This window comes from Enterobacter sp. GER_MD16_1505_Eko_090 (assembly GCF_003331015.1).
In the GTDB taxonomy this organism is placed as follows: Bacteria; Pseudomonadota; Gammaproteobacteria; order Enterobacterales; family Enterobacteriaceae; genus Enterobacter; species Enterobacter roggenkampii.
Genome location: NZ_PUQF01000007.1, coordinates 39380 through 57445, shown reverse-complemented (window position 1 = coordinate 57445; position 18066 = coordinate 39380). Strand labels below are relative to the sequence as shown.

At 56.4% G+C, this 18066-nt stretch carries 16 protein-coding genes and 1 pseudogene; 13 read left to right on the top strand and 4 right to left on the bottom strand.

The window, feature by feature from the left end; translation table 11 throughout:
• Nucleotides 1-9 precede the first annotated feature (9 nt).
• From C6A40_RS25240 to C6A40_RS09675, 8 genes and pseudogenes are all read left to right on the top strand, one after another.
• A pseudogene (locus C6A40_RS25240) lies at nt 10-2273 on the top strand (NtaA/DmoA family FMN-dependent monooxygenase).
• A gap of 9 nt (nt 2274-2282) precedes the next feature.
• A complete protein-coding gene (locus C6A40_RS09705; RefSeq protein WP_008501765.1) occupies nt 2283-2792 on the top strand; it encodes a GNAT family N-acetyltransferase in 510 nt (169 codons plus the stop codon).
• A gap of 9 nt (nt 2793-2801) precedes the next feature.
• Complete coding sequence (locus C6A40_RS09700; RefSeq protein ID WP_045333895.1) at nt 2802-3728, top strand: amino acid ABC transporter permease; 927 nt, start codon at nt 2802-2804, stop codon at nt 3726-3728.
• Nucleotides 3712-4485, top strand: a complete 774-nt coding sequence (locus C6A40_RS09695) for an amino acid ABC transporter ATP-binding protein (RefSeq protein WP_045333893.1) — start codon at nt 3712-3714, stop codon at nt 4483-4485. The genes C6A40_RS09700 and C6A40_RS09695 overlap by 17 nt, the downstream gene beginning before the upstream one ends.
• A 9-nt stretch (nt 4486-4494) precedes the next feature.
• Nucleotides 4495-5382, top strand: a complete 888-nt coding sequence (locus C6A40_RS09690; RefSeq protein ID WP_045333891.1) for an ABC transporter substrate-binding protein — start codon at nt 4495-4497, stop codon at nt 5380-5382.
• 41 nt (nt 5383-5423) lie between these two features.
• The gene (locus tag C6A40_RS09685) at nt 5424-6041 is read left to right on the top strand and encodes a glutathione S-transferase family protein (RefSeq protein ID WP_114191273.1); all 618 of its coding nucleotides are present in this window, start codon (nt 5424-5426) and stop codon (nt 6039-6041) included.
• 37 nt (nt 6042-6078) lie between these two features.
• Entirely contained in the window at nt 6079-6309 is a 231-nt protein-coding gene (gene pptA / locus C6A40_RS09680) for a tautomerase PptA (RefSeq protein WP_008501760.1), read from the top strand.
• Between the two features lie 184 nt (nt 6310-6493).
• On the top strand, nt 6494-7495 hold the full coding sequence (locus tag C6A40_RS09675) for a Kdo(2)-lipid IV(A) acyltransferase (RefSeq protein WP_045333888.1): 1002 nt from the start codon (nt 6494-6496) through the stop codon (nt 7493-7495).
• 44 nt (nt 7496-7539) lie between these two features.
• On the opposite strand, the gene C6A40_RS09670 is transcribed toward C6A40_RS09675, so the two are convergent.
• Entirely contained in the window at nt 7540-9225 is a 1686-nt protein-coding gene (locus C6A40_RS09670; protein WP_045333886.1) for an NAD-dependent malic enzyme, read from the bottom strand.
• A gap of 415 nt (nt 9226-9640) precedes the next feature.
• Here C6A40_RS09670 and C6A40_RS09665 point away from each other — a divergent pair, with 415 nt between their 5' ends.
• Together C6A40_RS09665 and C6A40_RS09660 are read left to right on the top strand one after the other, a co-directional pair.
• Nucleotides 9641-10972, top strand: coding sequence for a 2-hydroxycarboxylate transporter family protein (locus C6A40_RS09665; RefSeq protein WP_045333884.1), 1332 nt, complete (start codon nt 9641-9643; stop codon nt 10970-10972).
• 121 nt (nt 10973-11093) lie between these two features.
• Nucleotides 11094-11735 carry a helix-turn-helix domain-containing protein gene (locus tag C6A40_RS09660; RefSeq protein ID WP_045333882.1) on the top strand — a complete coding sequence of 214 codons (642 nt, stop codon included), beginning with the start codon at nt 11094-11096 and terminating at the stop codon, nt 11733-11735.
• Here C6A40_RS09660 and C6A40_RS09655 read toward each other — a convergent pair.
• Nucleotides 11728-12027, bottom strand: a complete 300-nt coding sequence (locus tag C6A40_RS09655; RefSeq protein ID WP_008501755.1) for an ArsR/SmtB family transcription factor — start codon at nt 12025-12027, stop codon at nt 11728-11730. The two genes, C6A40_RS09660 and C6A40_RS09655, sit on opposite strands and share 8 nt — an antisense overlap.
• A gap of 160 nt (nt 12028-12187) precedes the next feature.
• On the opposite strand from C6A40_RS09655, the gene fusA reads away from it, so the two are divergent.
• Nucleotides 12188-14287, top strand: a complete 2100-nt coding sequence (gene fusA / locus C6A40_RS09650; RefSeq protein WP_045333880.1) for an elongation factor G — start codon at nt 12188-12190, stop codon at nt 14285-14287.
• A 35-nt stretch (nt 14288-14322) separates the two neighbouring features.
• Here the strand turns inward: fusA and C6A40_RS09645 are convergent, their stop codons facing one another.
• A complete protein-coding gene (locus C6A40_RS09645; protein ID WP_023292319.1) occupies nt 14323-14895 on the bottom strand; it encodes a flavin reductase family protein in 573 nt (190 codons plus the stop codon).
• A gap of 108 nt (nt 14896-15003) precedes the next feature.
• Between C6A40_RS09645 and nhoA the strand changes: the two genes are divergently transcribed.
• A complete protein-coding gene (nhoA, locus tag C6A40_RS09640; RefSeq protein WP_045333877.1) occupies nt 15004-15849 on the top strand; it encodes an N-hydroxyarylamine O-acetyltransferase in 846 nt (281 codons plus the stop codon).
• Between the two features lie 38 nt (nt 15850-15887).
• Here the strand turns inward: nhoA and C6A40_RS09635 are convergent, their stop codons facing one another.
• Nucleotides 15888-16817 (bottom strand): LysR family transcriptional regulator, encoded by a 930-nt coding sequence (locus C6A40_RS09635; RefSeq protein ID WP_025910926.1) that lies wholly within the window; start codon nt 16815-16817, stop codon nt 15888-15890.
• Nucleotides 16818-16970: 153 nt separating this feature from the next.
• Here C6A40_RS09635 and C6A40_RS09630 point away from each other — a divergent pair, with 153 nt between their 5' ends.
• A complete protein-coding gene (locus C6A40_RS09630) occupies nt 16971-18059 on the top strand; it encodes a 4-oxalomesaconate tautomerase (RefSeq protein WP_114191272.1) in 1089 nt (362 codons plus the stop codon).
• Nucleotides 18060-18066 lie beyond the last annotated feature (7 nt).

The following is an 18066-nucleotide window of genomic DNA, read 5'->3' as shown; positions in this document are numbered from 1 at the left end:
GAGGTAAAGATGTCAGCAACCCGACAACTGCGGCTGGGCACCATTCTGCATGGTGCATCCGGGAATATGTCCGCCTGGCGCCATCCTGCGGCGATCGCCGACGCCAGTATTAACTTTGACTTCGTGAAAGCAACGGCGTTAAAGGCCGAGGAAGGGAAGCTCGATTTTCTCTTCGTGGCCGATGGTCTCTATATCAACGAGAAATCGATCCCCCATTTTCTGAATCGGTTTGAACCGTTAACCGTGCTTTCCGCACTGGCCAGCATTACCTCGCGCCTGGGGCTGGTGGGAACCTTATCCACCTCCTACAGCGAGCCCTTTACCACGGCGCGCCAGTTCGCCAGCCTCGATCACCTGAGCAATGGCCGCGCGGGCTGGAACGTGGTGACCTCACCGCTGGAGGGGTCGGCGAAGAACTTTTCCCGCGAAAAACACCCCGAGCATGCGCTGCGCTACCGGATTGCCGATGAGTATCTCGACGTGGTGAAAGGGCTGTGGGACTCCTGGGAAGGGGACGCGTTTATCCGCAACAAAGAGAGCGGCCAGTTTTTTGACCCGGCCAAACTGCATACGCTCGATCACCACGGTGACTTCTTCCAGGTCGCCGGTCCGCTGAATATTGGCCGCACGCCGCAGGGGCGACCAATTGTCTTTCAGGCCGGGGCGTCGGACGACGGGAAAAAGCTGGCGGCGAAACATGCCGACGCCATTTTTACCCACCACGAGACCTTCGACGAGGCAAAAGCCTTTTATCAGGACGTAAAACAGCAGCTGGAAACAAACGGCCGCCGCGCGTCGGATCTCCATATTTTCCAGGGCGTTAGCGTGATTGTGGGGAAAGATGCCGATGACGTGGAACACCAGTACCAGACCACGGCGGCGCTGGTGTCGATTAATGACGCCCTCAATTACCTCGGGCGTTATTTCGAACATCACGATTTCAGCCAGTATCCGCTCGACGAGCCGTTCCCGGATATCGGCGACTTAGGCAAAAACAGCTTCCGCAGCACCACGGATGAAATCAAGCGTAACGCCCGAGAACGCAGCTTAACCCTGCGTCAGGTGGCGCTTGAAGCCGCTTCGCCGCGCCCGCGCTTTTCCGGCACGCCGGAGGAGGTGGCTGACGGCCTTCAGGCCTGGTTTGAAGGTTATGCCGCAGACGGCTTCATCATTCAGGGCGGTACGCCGGACACCTTCCCGCGCTTTGTTGAGCAGGTGGTACCGATTCTTCAGTCTCGCGGCCTGTTCCGTACCGACTACCCGGGCACCACGCTGCGCGAAAGCCTTGGCTTAGACCAACCGAAAAACCAGTACACACAACAATAAAAGAGAACCCCGCTATGCAGAAATCATCGCTTGTTCTGGCGCTCGCGCTGGCCTTTACCCCTGCCGTCTGGGCAGAGAACGTCAATATTAACGGCACCGGTGTAAGCATCGAGGCCAATAAAACGCCGATTAACACCGCGAAAAATAGCGAGGCGGTGGCGCAGCTGCCGAAAGACTATCGCTTTGCCGTGCCGGGGAAATTTACCGTGGCGGTGGCGGGACTCAATCAGCCGCCGCTGACGGTCTTCTCCGACGACAACAAAACGCTGCTGGGGAGCGAAGTTGACGTCGCCCGTCTGGTGGCCGACAGCCTTGGGCTGGAGCTGAACGTGGTGCCCACCTCCTGGGAAGACTGGCCGCTGGGCGTCGCGTCCGGGAAATACGATGCCGCCATCAGCAACATCACCGTCACTAAAGAGCGCAAACAGAAGTTTGATTTTGCCACCTACCGTAAGGATTCCCTCGGTTTCTACGTGAAATCGACCAGCCCGATCAAATCGCTTCAGAAAGCGGAGGACATCGCCGGGCTGCGGATTATCGTGGGCTCCGGCACCAACCAGGAGGCCATCCTGCTGGCGTGGAATGCCGAAAACCTGAAGAAGGGACTGAAGCCCTTTACCCCGATCTACACCAAAGACGATGCGGCCCAGACCCTGGCGCTGCAGTCCGGGCGCGCGGATGCCTACTTTGGTCCGAACGTGATTGGCGCCTGGAAAGCCGCGCTGAACGGGAAAACCAAACTGGTGGGCAGCGTCGACGGCGGCTGGCCGAAGGCGGCACACATCGCGGTGACGCTGAAAAAAGGCAGCGGGCTGGTTGAGCCGGTGCAAACCGCGCTGAACGGCGTCATCAAAAACGGCGATTACGACAAAGTGCTGAACCGCTGGGGTGAAGGGGTTGAGCGCATTCCTCAGTCCGAAGTGAACCCGGCGGGCCTGGGCGATTAAGGAGGCGTGATGAGCGAACGATTTCGTGATGTTTCACCGGAAGATGCCGAACTTCAGCCCATTATCGAGGGGCTGTTCGGGGAGTATGCGGCCCGCTACGGGGACTACTTTTCCAAAGACGCGGAAGTGGAGCTCACCGAGTGGTATTTAGCGCCGCAGGGGCTGTTTATCGTCCTGGAGCGCGACGGGAAGATTATTGCCACCGGCGCGTACAAACCGTTCGACGAACGCACCGCGGAAATCAAACGCATCTGGACGGACAAAACCCTGCGTCAGCAGGGGCTTGCCGGGCGCGTGGTGCAGGAGCTGGAGCGCAGGGCGGTGCTGGCAGGCTATAGCCAAATCTACCTGACAACCGGCTTTCGTCAGCCGGAGGCGGTCAGGCTCTATCTTAGCCAGGGCTATCAGCCGCAGTTCGATCTGAACCGCGATCCGGAAGAGTATAGCCAGCCGCCGTTTGACGGTCGGCTGCGTTTCACCAAAACGCTGGTACGTGAAGCGTTCAGCAAAACCGCATGAGGAACGACGATGAGCAACGTTGAAACCATTAAGGTGGTCCCGGCGCGTTATCCGCTGCGGGCCGTCGGCGCCGCGGTGGCGCTGTTTGTCCTGGCGGTCGTGATTCAGTCAGTCGCCTTTAACCCGCGCTGGGAGTGGGCGGTGTTCGCCCGCTGGTTCTTCGACCCGGTAATCCTCGAAGGCGTCGGGCAGACCCTGCTGCTGACGCTGATCGGCACCGCGCTGAGCGTGGTGTTTGGCGGCATGCTGGCGCTGGCGAGACTCTCGTCATCCTGGCTGCTGAGCAGCCTGGCGTGGGCGTACATCTGGCTGTTTCGGTCGCTGCCGCTGATCGTCGTGCTGATCATCCTGTACAACTTTTCCTATCTCTACGACACGCTCTCGCTCGGCGTGCCGTTCACCGGCATCACCTGGGGCAGCTTTGAAACCATCAACGTGCTGGGGCAGTTCTCTACCGCCGTGGTGGGGCTAACGCTGGTGCAGAGCGCCTATACCGCCGAGATCATTCGCGGTGGTTTCCTCGGGGTCGATCACGGGCAGTATGAGGCCGCCGCCGCGCTCGGCCTGCCGGCCTGGCGCCGCACGGTGCGCATCATTTTGCCTCAGGCGCTGCGCACCATCCTGCCGTCGGGGTTCAATGAAATCATCAGCCTCGCCAAGGGCACGGCGATGGTCTACGTCCTGGCGATGCCGGAGCTGTTCTATACCATTCAGATGATTTACAACCGCACGCAGGAGGTGATCCCGCTGCTGATGGTCGGTGCCGCCTGGTATCTGGTGATTACCACCGTCTTGTCCGCTATCCAGTACGGTGTTGAGCGCGCACTCGCCCGCAGCGAACGCCGCTCTGCGGTTAATCAGAACCGTGCCGCCCGTCGCACCCGTTCCGTCACCACCACGCCAGCACAGGAGCCTATCCATGCAAGCCTCTCCTGAAGGACATATCTCAATCACCGGCGTCAGCAAGTATTTTGGTCGCCATAAGGCGCTCGACAACGTGTCGCTTGAGATCCCGCCCGGGTCCGTGACGGTCATCCTAGGGCCGTCCGGGTCGGGAAAATCGACGCTGCTGCGCACCATAAACCACCTGGAGCGCGTCGACGAAGGCTTTATTCAGATCGACGGGGACTACATTGGCTACCGTCGCCAGGGCGACAAGCTCTACGAGCTGAAGGAGAAAGAGATCCTCAAACAGCGCGTCAACGTGGGCTATGTGTTTCAGAACTTCAATCTCTTTCCCCATCTCACGGTGCTGGAAAACCTGATTGAGGCGCCCATCGCGCATAAAAAGCTCAGCAAAAGAGAGGCGGTGGAAAGCGCGTACAGCCTGCTGGACGTGGTCGGGCTACGGGACAAAGCCGACGCCTGGTCCCGCCATCTCTCCGGCGGCCAGCAGCAGCGCATTGCCATTGCCCGCGCGCTGGCGTTACGTCCCCGCGTGATGCTGTTTGATGAACCCACCTCGGCGCTGGATCCGGAGCTGGTAGGGGAAGTGCTGGACGTAATCAAAAAACTGGCCCGGTCAGGCACTACGCTGGTGGTAGTGACCCACGAGATCGGCTTTGCCCGCGAGGTGGCGGATCAGGTGGTGTTTATGGTCGACGGAAAAATCGTGGAGCAGGGCAGCAGCGACGCGGTGCTGAACCGGCCGTCGCACGCGCGAACGCGCCAGTTCCTGTCAAAAGTGCTGTAAGGAGCGCAGATGAAATACGGCCTTCTGGCAGGACTGCTTTTTACGACGGCGAGCCACGCCAGCATCGATCTGAAAGCCAACGAGCAGCCGCTGCCGGTGACGGTGGATCGGCAGGCCGTGGCGAAGATCCCCGCCGGGTATAAATTCGTTGAGCCAGGTACGCTGACGGTCGCCGTCTCGATGCTGAACTCCCCGCCGCTGGCGCTGCTGGCCAGCGATAACCGCATGCGGATCGGCAGCGACCCGGATATTGCCCGCCTGCTGGCGGGCAGCCTGGGGCTGAAGCTAAAGCTGGTGCCGACGGCGTGGGAAGACTGGCCGCTGGGGATCGCTTCCGGGCGCTACGACGTGGCGCTGGTGAACATTGCGGTGACCGAACAGCGTAAAGAGAAGTTTGATTTTGCGACCTACCGCGTCGATTCGCTGGCATTTTCGGTGAAATCCACCAGCGAGATTCAGTCAATCAAAAGCGCGGAAGATCTGGCCGGGAAAAAGGTGATTGTCGGCTCGGGTACCAATCAGGAGCGCATCCTGCTGGGCTGGAACGAAGAGAATAAAAAGGCGGGACGGGCGCCTGCGCTGCCGGTCTATCTTCACGACGATGCCTCGGGCAATCTCTATATCCAGTCCGGCAGGGCGGATGTGTTCTTCGGCCCCCAGTCGGTTTCAGCTTACAAAGCGGCGCTCACCGGCAAAACCCGCGTGGTCGGTTTAGGGCCGAAGAAAGCTTATGTCGCCACCACGACCAAAAAAGGCAATCAACTGGTTTATGCCCTGCAGGCCGCGCTGAACGGTGCGATTGAGCGCGGAGAGTACCAGAAGGTGCTGGCGCGCTGGGGCGAGCAGGGCGAAGCGGTGACGCAATCGGAGGTCAACCCGCCTGGGATAACCTACTAATGGTGCTCTACACTTAGGATTTTCACTCCTGAGGGGGCAACATGATTAAACTCTATGGCGTACCCGGCTGGGGCTCGGCAATCAGTGAGGTGATGCTGACCCTGGCTGATATCCCTTATCAATTCATCAACGTGGACGGGTTTGACCAGCCCGGTCCGCAGCGTGAATTGCTGCACAAGCTCAATCCGCTGTGCCAGGTGCCGACGCTGGAGCTGGAAAATGGCGCCATCATGACCGAAACGGCGGCGATTGCCCTGATGGTGCTCGACAGATGTCCCGATCTTGCTCCACCCGTGGGGCAGGCAGAGCGTCAGCAGTTTCAGCGTTTGCTCATCTGGTTCGTAGCCAACGTCTATCCCACGTTTACCTATGCAGACTATCCCAAACGCTGGGTGCCGGATGCGCCGGAACAGCTGCAGAAAAACTGCATCGCATACCGGAAATCCCTCTATTTGTGGTTCGAAAGCCAGCTTAAGGCTACCCCGTTTGCGCTGGGGGAACGGCTGACGCTGCTGGATGTGTATATTGCGGTAGCGCGCACCTGGGGGCCCCGTTACGCCTGGTTTGCCGAAAATACCCCTAAATTCACGGCGATTGCGGACGCTGTATGTCAGCGACCGGAACTGCACAAGGTGTTAAAGGCAAACAAAATTATCTGATAACGTGGAGCCCACATTCACAACCGGAAGCCTGCACATGCCACACGTAGATATTAAATGTTTTCCCCGTGATTTAAACGACGAACAGAAAGCTGCCCTGGCGGCGGATATTGCCGACGTGATTATTCGCCATTTCAACAGCAAAGACAGTTCCGTGTCGGTGGCGCTGAAGCAGATCGCGCCTGAAGACTGGAAGGCTCAGGTCTGGGATACCGAAATTGGACCGAAGCTGGAGGAGCTTATTAAGAAGCCCGGGTATTCGATGTAAGATCTTCTGCCGGGGAGCGGATAAATCCTTCCCGGCTCGTCTTCCCGTTTTTCGCAAAAATCGATAAAAATGCGTTTTGTCTTATCCGCTACAATTAACGTTTCTGACTGGCATATTATTCATCCTTAGGAAAGATTTCCAACAGAATCAATTAAGGACAGACACGTTAAAGGATAATTTTCTGATGACAAAATTACCCCGTTTTTCATTCGCCTTTCTTCATCCCCGTTACTGGCTAAGTTGGGCCGGCATTGCGGCTCTGTGGCTCATCATGCTGCTCCCTTATCCGCTTCTGTTCAGAATCGGTCATGGCCTGGGTCGACTGGCGATGCGCTTACTGCCTCGCCGCGTCGAGATTGCCCGCCGCAACCTGGAGCTTTGTTTCCCGGAGATGAAAAAGGATGAACGCGAGTCATTGCTGCAGCGTAATTTTGAATCGGTAGGAATGGGGGTAATCGAAACCGGAATGGCATGGTTCTGGCCTGCGTGGCGGGTAAAGAAATGCTTTACCGTGCAGGGTTATGAACACATGGAAAAGGCGAGGGCGCAGGGAAAAGGCGTGGTGCTGGTAGGGATACATTTTCTGACCCTTGAGCTGGGCGCGCGGATATTTGGCATGCTTAACCCCGGTATCGGGGTTTATCGCCCTAATAACAATGCTCTGCTGGACTGGCTTCAGACGCGAGGGCGCCTGCGCGCCAACAAAACCATGCTCGATCGCCATGATTTAAAGGGCATGATCCGCGCGCTGAAGCAGAATGAAATTTTGTGGTACGCCCCGGATCACGACTATGGCAAAACCAACAGCGTGTTTGTGCCGTTCTTTGCGGTGCCGGATGCCGCGACGACGGCGGGCAGCTATATGCTGGTCAAAAGCGCTAACCCTGCCGTTATCCCCTTTGTGCCGCGCCGCAGGGCGGATGGCACCGGTTACGAGCTGATTATTCTGGAGGATATCAGCGAGGCGCTGCAGGGCGGCGATAAAGAAGCCGTGGCGACGCAGATGAACAGGGCAATTGAGCAGGCCGTACGCATGGCGCCTGAACAATATATGTGGCTGCACCGTCGCTTCAAAACCCGTCCTGAAGGGGTACCTGACCGGTATGCCCGTCTGAAACAGGCGGCAACTCGGGGTGATAGTCTCACCGCCAGCGATTTTTCTGACCGTTCACGCATACAGCACTGACACCACAGCGATGCCCTCACCCTGCGGTGAGGGCATGACCGACGCTACAGCGCGGATCGGCGGTACGGCGCATAGTCCGCCTGCCACCAGGTTTTCTCGATACGCGCCATCAGGGTATCATCATCTAACGCTGGCGCCACGCCTTGTTCAATGGCGGCCCGGGCGACGGCAACGGCAATCTGGCGTGAGACCGTTTCAATCTGATCTACCGGCGGCAGCAATCCTCCTCTTTCCGTGGTCACGAGCGGAGACTGCGCGGCCAGGCTGCGGCTTGCTGCCATCAGCATCTCTTCCGTCACCCGGCGAGCGTTACAGGCCAGCACGCCCAGCCCCAGGCCCGGGAAGATATAGGCGTTGTTGCACTGGGCAATCTCATAGTGCGCATTCTCCCAGAATACCGGGGCGAACGGACTGCCGGTGGCCACCAGCGCGGCACCCTGGGTCCAGGCGATTAGGTCCTGAGGCTGGGCCTCCGCCCGTGACGTTGGGTTCGAGAGCGGCATGATAATCGGGCGCGGACAGTGGCGATGCATCTCTTTGACGATCTCTTCACTGAACAGCCCCGGCTGGCCTGAAACGCCGATCATCACCGTGGGATGTGCGTTCTTCACCACGTCCAGCAGGGAAATATTTTGCGAGTCTACCTGCCAGCGACTAACGGCGTCGCGCGCGGTAAGCAGGTTTTTCTGGAAATCGAGCAGGTTGGTCATATCGTCGGTCAGCAGGCCGAAGCGATCGACCATAAAGATCCGGCTGCGGGCTTCCGACTCGCTCAGGCCGTCATCGACCATCAGCGCCACAATTTTTTCAGCAATCCCGCATCCGGCAGAGCCGCTGCCCAGGAACACCACGCGCTGGTCGCGAATGCGCGTCCCCGCCGCGTGCGCCGCCGCGATCAGCGTACCGGCGGTGACGGCTGCTGTGCCCTGGATATCATCATTGAAGCAGCACAGCTGGTCGCGGTAGCGCTGCAGAAGTCGGGTGGCGTTTTTCTGCGCAAAGTCTTCAAACTGCAGGAGAACGTTGGGCCAGCGCGCCTTAACCGTGCTGATAAACATATCCATAAATTCAGCGTATTGGTCGTCGCTGATGCGCGGGTGACGCCAGCCCATGTACATCGGGTCGTCGAGGTGTTGCTGATTATTGGTGCCGACATCCAGCATAATCGGCAGGGTGGAGGCCGGATGGATCCCTCCGCAGGCGGTATAGAGCGACAGCTTGCCAATCGGAATGCCCATACCGCCGATACCCTGGTCGCCGAGGCCTAAAATGCGTTCTCCGTCCGTTACCACAATCACCCGAACGTCGTTGCGCGAGAAACTTTGCAGCATCTCATCAATGCGGTGGCGGTTAGGCCATGAAATAAACAAGCCGCGCGCGCGGCGATAAATCGTGGAGAAATGCTCGCAGGCTTCACCCACCGTCGGGGTATAGATAATCGGTAACGTCTCTTTCAGATGCGAACGCAAGAGGTTGTAAAAGAGGGTTTCATTGGTGTCCTGAATATTGCGCAAATAAACATGGCGGGAAATATCGCTTTTAAAATGGCAGAACTGCACCCAGGCACGCTCCGTTTGCTCCTCAATGGTTTCAACGTTATGCGGCAATAATCCATGCAGATTAAAATTATCCCGCTCTTCCTTAATAAAGGCGAGGCCTTTATTTAATAACGGGTTTTCCAGCAGTACGGCGCCATTATAAGGCGTGTACAGAACGTCTTTACGAGACATGGTTAACTCCTGAATATTTAAACGAAACAGAAATAAGACGAGCAGAAACAGTGACTTTAAGGATGATAAAGACACGGAGTTTTCTGTGTTTTGTTGGGGAGCTAATTTAGCGCTTAGCTAACGTAGCAGGAGTGATAAGGGTCACATTATTTCTGGTTTTATTAATTTCAAAAGAATTGCATTGAATGCCATGAATAACTTTAGTTACATAATAATGAATTAAATTATTTAAAAGGAAAGGGCTGTTGTGTTCACATTTCTCTTCGAAAGCCCATGTTAATTTCACGCTGAGCCTGTTTTTGAGAAAAGGCCACCAAAGTCATTATTTTCTATTTAAGAACATTTATTCGAATCAGGAATAGTTTTCCGCTTATTCCTTACTCTGTATATCCGAACACAAATTTCAGGTGATTATATGAAAGATAATCCTGTACCGACTTCCGCGCTGTCGACCTCGCGTTTTGCTTTTGGGCTGAACACGACCGAGGTGGGCGCGGTTCCGCTGATGCTGTTCGTCGGGATTGCCGCGATTGTGGCGACGTCCGCCTGGGCAGGGCTGCTGCCGAAAAATATGATAGGCGGACTGGCGGTCATCATGACCCTTGGCTTTGCGTTTGCCAAAGTGGGGCGTCAAATCCCCGTGCTGAAGGACATCGGCGGCCCGGCGATCCTGTGTCTGATGGTGCCTTCCGTGCTGGTCTATTTTGGCGCATTCGGGAAACAAACCCTTGATACGGTGCATCTGCTGATGAAGGAGGCGAATCTGCTCTATTTCGTCATCGCCTGCCTGGTGGTCGGCAGCATCCTGGGGATGAACCGGGTGCTGCTGATCCAGGGCATGATGCGCATGTTTGTTCCGCTGGTGGCGGGGACACTGATGGCCGTGCTGAGCGGGCTTATTGTGGGAACGCTGTTTGGGTATACGCCTTACCACACCTTCTTCTTTATCATTGTCCCTATCATTGGCGGTGGAATTGGCGAGGGGATTTTGCCCCTGTCTCTGGCCTATTCGGCAATCCTGGGGCAGACGCCGGACGTCTACGTGGCGCAGCTGGCTCCCGCTGCGGTCGTCGGAAATATCTTCGCCATTATTTGTGCCGGCTCGCTGGCGCGTCTCGGGACGAAACGTCCTGCGCTTTCGGGGAATGGCATGCTCACGCGGAGTAAAGACGACGCCAGCCTGTTCGCCGGGACGCCAGGCGCTCAGCAGACGGATTTTCATTTGATGGGCGGCGGATTGCTGATGGTGTGCGCGTTTTTCATCGTCGGAGGCTTGTTTGAAAAACTGGTCCATATTCCCGGCCCGGTGCTGATGATCCTGATTGCCGTCCTGTGTAAATACTTCAGGGTGATCCCGGCCTCAATGGAGCAGGGGGCGCACAGCTGCTATAAATTCGTTTCGGCTGCGCTGGTCTGGCCGCTGATGATCGGCCTCGGGATGCTATACGTGCCGCTTGAAAGCGTGGTGTCGGTCTTCTCGGTGGGCTATGTAGTGGTATGCGGATCGGTGGTGATTGCGATGGCGCTGAGCGGCTACGTGATTGCGTCGCGTCTGAATATGTATCCCGTGGAAGCGGCAATTGTGACCTGCTGCCACAGTGGGCTGGGCGGTACTGGAGATGTGGCCATTCTGTCTGCCTCCAACCGCATGTCGCTTATGCCGTTCGCGCAGATCGCGACGCGTATTGGCGGTGCCTCAACGGTGATTTTCGCCACGCTGCTGATGGGCTGGATTATGGCGCACTGATTCGAATCGGCAGGATACTGAATCGCAACGACATTTACAGCGTGTCGCTGCGGTTCAGTCCTTTATAAAACTCACCGCGCTGTATAGAATTACCGCAGCCACAGCGACGGGATACCACACGATGACCGGAAGAGTTGATTATCAGATTGAAAAATATCTCCTGACCGAAGCTGCCGAACCGGAGCGCCTGACGCGCCAGTGGGCAGAGGTTCTGGAGGAGTGTCGTGAGCAAAAGGCCGGTGCAGAGGAGCGGCTGCGCCTCGCGTTGCTTAATGTGGATTACGTCACCAGCTTCGAGCTGCCCTTCAGGCTGCTTCTCACCCGTGCGCCCCAGTTGATTGATGCCGTCAGGAAAGAGCTTCAGCTCAGTCAGAAAAATGTTCTGTTTAACGGCAAGCGCTTTGGCTGCGTCTACAGCCTTAAACGGGATCTGGACGGCATACCTGACGAGTTTACCTATCACCTGAAGACGCGGATCCAGCGCAGTGACGCCACGGGCGCGACGGAAGCGTCCTACCGGCAAATTGCCCAGCAGGTGAAAGCGCCAAAGGAGCGCCTCAAACTGGCGCTGGACAACGGGCTGTCTGTAACCGCGCTTGACGGGCTTTTCTGGTTTGGCATTCAGCGCATCGCGGCTGATATACAACGGTTACGCAAAACAGGGATGCGGATCGTGACGTCCAACGCCGAGGTGTTCGATACGCTTACCAAAACAACCCGGCAGGTCCCGGTCTATCGCCTGGAAGGGACTGAAATTACTTAACCTGCAGCAGGATCGCCATCAACCCTGGAAAACGGGTATCCAGATCGTCTCGTCGCAATGAAATCATGTTTTCGCGTCCCTGCGGACGCTGCCAGATGACCCCGCTGTCGCGCAATACGCGCCAGTGATGGGTCATCGTGGACTTCACCACATCTTCCGGGCGCAGCGCGTTACAGCTCAGTTCGCTGCCGTCGGCGAGCCGGCGAATAATCGATAGCCGGAGCGGGTTGCCGAGGGCAAAGAGCACATTTTCCAGCAGTATTTGTTCAGTTTCAGGGTGGTTAGGGATCATCGTTTTCCTGCGTATGGCGTCAGATTGAGCTATATCAACAATAGGTCAACCCTTAAAAAATAGTTCGATAATACTCGTACAATAGGACTATTATAGCAAACGAACGAATGCACGACCATCCTGGTCGTCACAAACACGTCATACTGACTAAGGAAATATCATGCCCCGACCCATCCCTCTCGAACGTTATCGCAACATCGGTATCTCCGCGCATATCGATGCCGGTAAAACTACCACCACCGAGCGCATCCTGTTTTATACCGGGATGAGCCACAAGCTGGGTGAAGTACACGATGGCGCGGCAACCACTGACTGGATGGCGCAGGAGCAAGAGCGCGGAATCACCATTACCTCCGCGGCGGTCAGCTGCTTCTGGCCAGGCATGGACAGAGGCTATGAGCCGCACCGGATTAACATCATCGACACCCCGGGGCACGTGGATTTCACCATTGAGGTGGAACGTTCCATGCGTGTCCTCGACGGTGCCGTGATGGTATATGACTCCGTGGGCGGCGTGCAGCCGCAGTCGGAAACCGTCTGGCGTCAGGCCAATAAATATCACGTACCGCGTCTGGCCTTCGTCAACAAAATGGACCGTCCGGGTGCCGACTTCTTCCGCGTCGTGCGGATGATGCAGGAACGCCTGAAGGCCAATCCGGTGCCGATTGTCATCCCGGTGGGGGCCGAAGATCACTTCACCGGCGTGGTGGATCTCATCAAGATGCGCACCATTCTGTGGGACGATGCGACGCAGGGCATGGTGTTTACCTATGCGCCCGTGCCGGACGATTTAGCCAGTACCGCCCAGGAATGGCGGGAAAAAATGGTCTCTGCGGCGGCGGAAGCCAGCGATGAACTGATGGACAAGTACCTGGAAACCGGCGACCTGACGGAAGCGGAAATTATTAAAGGGCTGCGTATTCGCACTATCTCGGGCGAGATCCAGCCGATGCTCTGCGGCAGCGCGTTTAAAAACAAAGGGGTGCAGCGCATGCTCGATGCGGTGATCGAGCTGATGCCGTCGCCGCTGGACGTGCCGGCCATTGATGGCGTGGATGAAAAAGGGCAGCACGCAGAGCGTCACCCGAGCGATGATGAGCCGTTCTCGGCGCTGGCGTTCAAGCTGATGAGCGATCCGTACGTCGGGCAGCTGACCTTTATCCGCGTCTACTCTGGCGTGCTGCGTAAAGGCGACGCGGTGTATAACCCGGTGAAAGGGAAGAAAGAGCGCATCGGGCGAATCGTGCTGATGCATGCCAACGATCGCCACGAGGTGGACGAACTGCGCGCCGGGGATATCGCGGCCTGCGTCGGGCTGAAAGACGTAACCACCGGCGACACGCTCACCGATCCGAACGCCGTCATTACGCTTGAACGCATGGAGTTCCCGGACCCGGTGATTTCGCTGGCGATTGAGCCGAAAACCAAAGGCGATCAGGAGAAAATGGGCATCGCGCTGCAGCGTCTGGCGGCGGAAGATCCGTCTTTCCGCCTGCACACTGACGAAGAGTCCGGTCAGACCATTATCTCCGGGATGGGTGAGCTACACCTTGAGATTATCGTCGACCGCATGAAGCGTGAGTTTGGCGTCGAGGCAAATATCGGTCGTCCGCAGGTGACCTACCGTGAAACCCTGCGTAAAACGGTGAAGGACATCGAAGGCAAATTTGTCCGACAGTCCGGCGGTAAAGGGCAGTACGGCCATGTGGTCCTGAGTCTGGAGCCGCTGGAGCCCGGAAGTGGTTTTAAATTTGAAGATGCCACCAAGGGCGGCGTGGTGCCGCGTGAGTATATTCCGTCCGTTGAGAAAGGGCTGCGCGAAGCGATGAACAGCGGCGTGCTGGCGGGCTATCCGGTCGTCGATGTCAAAGCGACGCTGACGTTTGGCTCGTATCACGACGTCGACTCCTCGGAGATGGCGTTCCGCATGGCGGCGATCCTCGGCTTTAAAGAGGGCGCCCGCAGGGCGGATCCGGCGATCCTTGAGCCGATCATGCACGTGGAGGTGGAAACACCGGAAGAGTACGCCGGTAACATCATGGGCGATCTCTCTTCCCGCCGCGGCATGGTGCAGGGGATGGCAGAGCAGTACGGCAGCCAGATTATTCGCGCTGACGTGCCGCTGGCGGAGATGTTTGGTTATGCCACGACATTGCGCTCGATGTCCCAGGGACGCGCGACGTATACGATGGAGTTCCACCATTTTGCGGAAGCCCCGCGGAATGTTGCGGATGAGATTATTGCACGGCGTGCGAAGTAATACGGTCACCCTCTCCCATTAGGGGGAGGGTTTTCTCAATCCAGCGCCTTCACCATCTTCCCGCTCGCCACAAACGTCCCGGCTCCAAGATGATGCAGGGTATTGAGCTTATCCCCGTCAAACTGCCAGCGTCCGGCAATAAACGCCCGTTCATCGGCTGCCGCTGAAACCACTTCACCAAACAGCGTGTCGTATTTCTCTGCCGCAGAGGTCACGGGTAATAACCGGCATTCCATCCACGCCAGGCATTTCTCTTCAATGACCGGCAGGCCGAGCTCCGGGCCATTCACGACCGGGATCCCGTAACAGTTGAATTTGTCCTCGTCGCGCCCGCTGACGCTGCCCACCGCGTAAGTCCAGTTGGCCGCCGCCACGCCGGGGATGACGATGCCAAATTTCCCGCTGCGCTCAATCAGCTCGCGCGACCAGGTACTTTTATCCACGACTATTGCGATACGCGGCGGCTCAAACTCAACGGGCATTGACCAGGCGGCGGCCATTACGTTGCGTCTGTCTATCGTTTCATCACGACTGGTGATCAGCACGGTAGGGCCGTGGTTCAGCAGGCGGCTGGCATGACGTAATTCAACAGGGCGAAAGTGGCTCATAGGATCTCCTCATCTGTAACGATGAGTATGACGAAAAAGCACGTAAATCAAAGTGAGCGCGTAGAATTAGTTTATAAACACAGCATCACTATCAAAGGAAACTGATATATGTCCCCCTTTCTGACCGCCTATTTCGCCCGCATCGGCTGGAAGCAACCGGCTTCTGCTGATATAGACACCCTGCGCGCACTGCATTTACATCACAACTGCGCGATCCCGTTTGAGAATATCGATGTCGTCCTGCCGCGCGAAATTCATCTCGAAGACCAGTGTCTGGTCGACAAATTGCTGATTGCCCGTCGTGGGGGATACTGCTTTGAGCAAAACGGCCTGTTTGAGCGGGTATTGCGTGACGTCGGGTTTACCGTGCGCAGCGTATTGGGGCGCGTGGTATTAGCGAGCCCGCCGCAAATGCCACCACGCACGCACCGGTTGCTGCTGGTTGAGCTGAACGGCGAGCGCTGGATCGCCGACGTGGGGTTTGGCGGCCAGACGCTGACGGCGCCGATTCGTTTGATCGCTAACGAGGAGCAGGAAACGCCGCACGGTCTGTATCGTCTGCTGAGCGAAGGCAACGACTGGGTGCTGCAGTACCGCCACCACGAGCACTGGCAGTCGATGTACCACTTTGACCTGACGACGCAGTATTTCAGCGATTACGTGATGGGAAATTTCTGGTCGGCGCACTGGCCGCAGTCGCATTTCCGCCATCATCTGCTGATGTGCCGCCATCTGCCAGACGGCGGCAAGCTGACGCTGACCAACTTCAACTTTACCCACTGGCAGAACGGTCATGTGGAGGAGCAGATCCATCTTTCCGATGCGGCAGCGCTTTACCAGCTGATGCAGGAACGCTTTGGGCTGGGCGTTGACGATGCAAAACACGGTTTTTCACTTGCAGAATTGACGGCGGTGATGGCGGGCTTTGATACACATCCTCAGGCGGGAAAATAATGCGCAAAGGGGCCTTAGCCCCTTTGTCATGTCATGGCTTACAGCTGAGTAAACTTGCCGATCCACGGGCTGTTGTTTTCCGCTGACCATAGCTGTACAAGCAGCTCTCTGAATTTTTCCGCCGCCGGGCTGAGAGGGTTTTCCCGGCGTTGTACTAGCCCCAGCGTTCGCCGAATGACGGGTTCAATCAGCGGGCGACTGACAAGGACATGATGTTCATCGGTCGGCATCGCCAGACTCGGCACAACAGACACCCCGAGACCCGCCTCTACCATCCCCAGTGACGTTGACAGGTGACGCACTTCGTAAAACCAGTTCGGCTTCCAGTCCATCTTTTCAAAAGCCTGATCGATAAGCGAACGGTTCCCGCTGGAACGCCTGACTCCAATCAGCTTCATGCCTGCCAGATCGTCCCAGGTCACCAGCGGTTTTTTCGCCAGTTCATTGTCGCGGCGGCATGCCAGAACAAAGGGTTCGTTTACCAGCGGGGCAAAATCGATATTCGGATGTGTGATGTTTATCATATTTATGCCGAAATCTGCGTCGCCATTTAAAACCGCTTCGAGACAATCGCTGGCACTGTGCTCAAGGATGCGGATCCGGATGTTTGGATAGTCATTGTTATAATCTCGTATCACTGAAGGCAGAAAATAGAAGGCGGCAGTAGGGATACAGGAAACCGTAATAACCCCGGCCTGATGCGTCGCCATCTCTTTAATACTCAGGACTGAGCTTTCATAAAAATCGATTAAATTCTTTGCCTTAGGTAAAAATTCTCTTCCCACCGTCGTGAGCTTGACGCTGCGCGTTGAACGCTCAAATAGCGTGGTACCCAGACTTTCTTCCAGTTTTTGAATTCTTCGTGTTAACGCCGGTTGTGAAATATGAAGAAATTGCGACGCTTTTGTAAAACATCCGATTTCTGCAATTTTTACAAACGCTTGTATTCCCTGTAATTCATGTTGCATGTCTGCATCCCATTTTTGCTTTTCTTAAACCACGATAACGCAAGGGCTATTAATGTGCAAAACGTATTAATCCCGCTTTTTTTGACATTAGAGTTATCAACTGGAGTGTGAAAACCTTATTGCGTTCCTGATAAAACGAAATGAGAAAAACACATGTTAAAGATCCCTTGCGTATTAATGCGTGGCGGTACGTCAAAAGGCCCCGTTATTTTGGCCAGCGACCTGCCTGAGGAAACCGAAGCGCGCGACGCGGTGTTACTCAGCTTGATGGGCGCAGGTCATGAACTTGAAATTGATGGCATTGGCGGTGGAAGCCCGCAAACCAGTAAGGTGGCCATCGTCAGTCCTTCCGACAGCCCGGACGCTGATGTGGATTATTTATTCGCACAGGTGATGGTGAATGAACGTCGCGTCGATACCACGCCAAACTGCGGCAATATGCTCTGCGCGGTGGGGCCCTTTGCGATTGAAAAAGGGCTGGTGAAGGCGCAAAGCCCGGTGACAACGGTGCGTATCCGCAATCTGAACACCGGAACACTGGTCGACGCCGAGGTGCAAACGCCGGATTATCGCGTTGTGTATGAATGCGATACCCAGATTGACGGAGTTCCGGGTACTGCCGCGCCCATTGGTTTAACCTTCCTGAATTCAGCGGGTTCCAAAACAGGGAAATTGCTTCCGACCGACAGCGTTACAAACGTATTCGACGGTATTAACGTTACCTGTATTGATATGGCGATGCCGATGGTATTGATTGAGGCCTCGGCACTGGGGAAAACAGGAGGGGAGTCACCCGCGGAACTGGATGCCGATGCGGCGTTTAAAGCAAGGCTGGAGAGCCTGCGTCGTCAGGCGGGTGAGGCGATGGGCTTAGGGGATGTGTCAAACAAAGTGATCCCTAAACCGGTTCTCCTCAGCCGGGCGCGCAACGGCGGAACGCTTCAGGTGCGGTATTTCATGCCACACACCTGCCATAAATCCCTGGCCATTACCGGCTCGATTGGTATTTCGACCGCGACGCTTATAGAAGGCTCCGTCGCCGCTAAAATTGTCGCTGGTCGTCCAAAAGAGCGCTTTACCAATATTATTGATATTGAACACCCAAGTGGAAAAATATCCGTGTCATTGTTGAGGGACGGGAACAATATCGAAAATACCCGAGCTGCGGTAATTCGTACTTCCCGTAAGCTATTTGAAGGTGTCGTCTGCGTACCTGAAAAAATGCTCTCTGAAGTTGATTAGGTAAAAG